Source organism: Dinghuibacter sp., from assembly GCF_035492835.1.
Lineage (GTDB): Bacteria > Bacteroidota > Bacteroidia > Chitinophagales > Chitinophagaceae > Dinghuibacter.
This window is the reverse complement of the sequence record NZ_DATJIY010000243.1, coordinates 1-4,340: the sequence shown is the minus strand read 5'-3', so window position 1 is coordinate 4,340 and position 4,340 is coordinate 1. Positions and strand designations below refer to the sequence as shown.

The following is a 4,340-nucleotide window of genomic DNA, read 5'->3' as shown; positions in this document are numbered from 1 at the left end:
ACAGAAAAAACGTTGAGGACCCCTCCCATTTTGCCGGCAGGCCTGGTCGCGCGAGCGAAGCCGGCGGCGGAAGCGTAGCCGGTCGCGGAAAGTTAGCCGGCGGCGGAAGGTTAGCGGGCGACTATGAAGGATTGGGAGCCTCGCTTGCCGTTGGATTCGAGGATCAGAAAGTAGGTGCCGGGGCGTAACGTATGGGTGGGGATATTGAATGTGGGGCCGGTTCGTTTGCCGACGTAGTACGTTTTGCCGAGGGCGTCGATGATACGGACGGTGTAGGTGGTCGCGGAGCTTAGGTCGGCGGTGACGCCGGCGTGGGCTTCGGGGTGGACGGTGACGCCGACCTCGGTGTTGGCCGGGTTGGGCGATAGGGAATAGGCCAGGAAACCGGAGGTCACGTTAATGGCTTGATACGCGGAGGTGGTGCCGCAGGCATTCGAAGCATGGATGTAGATCGTGGCGAACCCGGAGGAGCTAAAACCGCCATAGGTGTAGCGGCGGTCGGAGACGTTCTGCTGTGGGGTAAAGATGTTGGGACTGCAGGTCCAGGAATAGCTGGAGGCGCCGTGGCTGTCGATGTTGCCCGGCGGGTTCACGTCGGCTCCATTGAAGGGCCAGCCATAGAAATAGGCGCCGGACTGGGATACCGTCATGGTCTGGTAGCCCGCACCACCGGCGGACCATTGGGAGTTGGAAATGGACGTGACGGCGTTGGGGAGACCGACCCAAATGTTCGAGAGCGGTGTCGCTGCGCCGGAGGTGCCGTCGGGAAAGTGGAGGGTGGCGGTAATGGATCCCCCTGAACCGCTGCCGGTCGATGAAGCCGTCACGGGATAGGCGGTTGTGTTTGAGATCGAGATACCGCTGCTGGCGCCCCAGGTCACCGTAAAGCTGACAGGGTTTGCGATGGCGACGACGCCGCTGGCGGTTTGGTACCCGAGCTCAAACTGCGTCCCGGAAGGGCACACCAGGCTCGCCTGGCCTGGGACCGGAATGACCACGAAGTTACTCGCGGGAATTTGGTTCAAGCCCTGGTCGTTATATTGACGGTATAGGACGGGGGCCTGGTTGGAGGTATAGAACGGACAATCCTGCAGCCGGTGGATCACCAGCGGTCCGCCATCCCATTTGGATACCCACCACCCCGCGTATTGAGGATACTGGGCGAGGAAGCCCTGGGCCTGAGGGTTGCGCGAGTTGGTCAGGCGCACCGCGGAATGGGTCGGGGCGTTCGGGGGACCGTACACCGCGATCTCCGCGTCGCTCTCGCTCTCCGCCTGGACATAGTAGTGGCTCTCGTTATAATATATCTGGGGGCAGGTGTTGTTGTTCCCGCTGGCGCTCTCCACCCATACCGTCGTACTGTTCGCCCAGGCAAAGGCATGGCAGTTGTAGCTCCCGTTGAAGGGCGGAGGCGTCACAACGTATATGGGGGCACTGGGGTTCGCGGCGATGTAATTGTAGTAATCCGGCGCCGATGGATCATTCAGCTGGGTTCCATAGTACGTATACACCTGCCCCTGCCAGGTAAATTGGAATTGTGCTTGCACGCTTGCAGCCAGGGGTGTGAGAAGGAGGAGGAGTAAAAGATTTTTCATTATGGCAGTATTTTGGAACCCTAAGTAAAGGGGACTGCCTTAACGTTACACCTAATAGGCGCCCTAACTTTCCCCTAATCAAAGGTCTTCGAGGTCGATGACCCCATATTGGAGGGCGAACTTGATAACTCCGGCCATATTTTTCGCGCCGATGCGTTTGGAGATGTTGCTGCGGTATTGCTCGACGGTGCGTTCGGAAAGGTAGACGGTCTGGGCGATCTCCCGGGCGGTCTTTTGTTTGCAGATGAGGCGGATGATCTCGATCTCCTTGGCGGAGAACTCGGTGTTGGCGACCATCAGACGGGTGTGGTCCTCTTCAGGAGAAATCCGATTGATGATATGATTCCTGGCCTCCTTACAGAAATAGTCCTTGCCCTCCAGGAGGTACCCGACGGCCTTGGTGAACTCGTCGTCGTTTTCGCTCTTGATGACATAACCGTTGACGCCGGCGCCGAACATTTTGAGGATGGAAGCGGCGTTGATGTTGAAGGAGTAGCCGAGGATGCGCGCGCCGGGGCAGTGGTATCGGACTTCCCGGGTGACGGCTTCGCCGGTCATGTCGGGGAGCATATAGTCTACGATGACGAGCTGGGGATGGTGCTTCAATGCAAGCTGTATGCCCGCGCCTCCGTCGTTGGCGTGGTAAAAGTGCGCGAATTGGTCTCCGATCAGGAGCTTGATCCCATTGACAACCATGTTGTGGTCATCGATCACCAGCAAGGATTGATGCGGCGTCATAGCAACGGTATTTTTAAATCGATGGCGTATCCCGGGCCCTGGTCGTGCTGTTGGATCGTCCCATTCAGCAAACCTATCCTTTCTTTTACATTCTGCAAACCGATCCCCTTGTTTTCCTGCCGGGATTCGATCCCCTTACCGTTGTCGGCATATTGTATGGAGAGGTGACGGCTGTCCACATGGAAATTGACCGTGATGAGGCTACAGCCGGAATGCCGTATCGAATTGCTGATCAGTTCGCTGATGATCTTTTTGAGGTGGGTATGCTGGAAGTGGCTGAGCACCCGGTTGGCGCCCTGCTGGCGAAGCGTGAAGTCGATGGCGGTCGTCTCGCGGATCTTTTCCAGCAGGGTGTTGATCTCCCGGACCAGGCTGCCCACGGTGCTGAGGTCGTTCGACTTGAGGTCGTGGGTTATACCCCGAACGGCCTCCATGACGTGGACGAGGTGTCCCTTCAACTCTTCCATGCGGGGCGACGGCCGCTCCTCGGCTTCTTTTTTGACGAGGGTCCCGGCATACAGCAGCATGGGGCCGATCTCGTCGTGAAAGTTGCGGGCCAGCCCCAACCTGACCCGGAGCATGCGTTGTTTTGACCGGGAGGTCAGGAGGAAATATCCCGAAAGCACCAGCAGCAACAGGATAGCCAGGGCAAAGTACAACAGGATGTTGGCCTGCTCCATCCGCCTGGCATCCTCCTCCCGGCGGACGAGCTCGGCCCGGGTATTTTCGGCCTCCGCCAGCGCGTAGAGGTTGTTGTCCTTGTCAGAGGTGGTAGCATTCAGCGCGCTGTCTTGCTGATCATAAGCCTTCCGGAGGTTGCTATAGGCCGACGGGTAATCCCCGGCCAACGCTTCCAGCCGGGCGGAGCCATCGAGGAGAAAGGTGGTCTTCAGGGGCGTGTTGTCGACCACGCCCACCCGCAAGGCCCTGGTCAAGTCCAGGTATCGGCGGGCGCTGTCCCGCCAGCCCTCCTTGATAAAGAAATCAAAAGCGTCCTGGTAAAGATCGAACGTGTAGTACGGCTGATTGTACGCGGGGAAGTCAGAGAAACCAACCTCGGTGATCGCCGTTTCCAGGAAGGACAACGCGTCGCCGGCCGAACCCTTGTCCCTGGCGCGGACAAATTGGATGCGATGGTCGAGACAACGGTAAAACGTCAGGTATTTCCCGCAGACGCCAGGATGATGGCGGATGCTGTCCAAGAGGTCATGAGAGACCGCGACCGCTTCCTGGACAAGGTCGGTCCTCCTGGCGCTGGAGCCAATATAGGCCAGTTGATTCAGGACGCTGAACGCCAAGTAGGCATCCTCCAGGCTGGCCTTTCCCACGGACACCCGGGCGGCCAGCCCGTGTATACGGGCTCTCAGGCTGTCGTACACCGCGAAGGCCCGGGGATAATCGTGATCCATATAGTACACTGAAATGGCAAAGAGGTCGTCGCGACGCATTTGCCCGACGTCCTGGAGTCCCGCTCTTTGTGCTTCCTCGTTGCTCTTCCGGGCATAGTAGATGGCGCTCCCGTAACGGTTCTTGGCGGCCGCATGGAGCGCGAGGTAATTGTAGTATTTCACCCGGAACCGGGCGGGCACCGACGGCTGGAAAGCGATTTGACGGTAAACGGAGAGCTCCTGGGGAAGGCTGTCGTCGTTCAACAATTGGGGGGCGAGCGTGTCCACACCCTTCAGATAATCCGTGTCTCCCACCATGCGCGCACCGTGCGACCGGAGGAGCGCCTGGAGACGGTCGTTCGTGTTTTGCGCCCGGGTTCCGGATATGACGTTCATCAATAAGCCCACACACAGTATAAATCGCATAAGTGGAACAGGCATAAGCATTTAGACGATTAGCATTGAACAAATACAACTCCGGCCATTGGAAATTACGGTATTTTTTTCAGTGTACGCCCGTTCATAATATCTTGTCAGGAGGCTTTACTATGTTTTCGTCCTTATACGCCTTTTTTGTCCGAAGAGCCCAGACCGACCGGCAGTTGCTAAAACGCATCCG

General features: G+C 58.0%; 3 protein-coding genes. All 3 read right to left on the bottom strand.

Going from position 1 to position 4,340, the window contains the following annotated elements; all coding sequences use genetic code 11:
• Positions 1 to 110: 110 nt before the first annotated feature.
• Positions 111 to 1,595 (bottom strand): T9SS type A sorting domain-containing protein, encoded by a 1,485-nt coding sequence (locus VL547_RS21985; protein ID WP_325582057.1) that lies wholly within the window; start codon positions 1,593 to 1,595, stop codon positions 111 to 113.
• Between the two features lie 78 nt (positions 1,596 to 1,673).
• Positions 1,674 to 2,333 (bottom strand): response regulator transcription factor, encoded by a 660-nt coding sequence (locus VL547_RS21980; protein ID WP_325582055.1) that lies wholly within the window; start codon positions 2,331 to 2,333, stop codon positions 1,674 to 1,676.
• Positions 2,330 to 4,117, bottom strand: a complete 1,788-nt coding sequence (locus VL547_RS21975; RefSeq protein WP_325582053.1) for a sensor histidine kinase — start codon at positions 4,115 to 4,117, stop codon at positions 2,330 to 2,332. Before VL547_RS21975 ends, VL547_RS21980 begins: the two co-directional genes overlap by 4 nt.
• Positions 4,118 to 4,340: the final 223 nt, after the last annotated feature.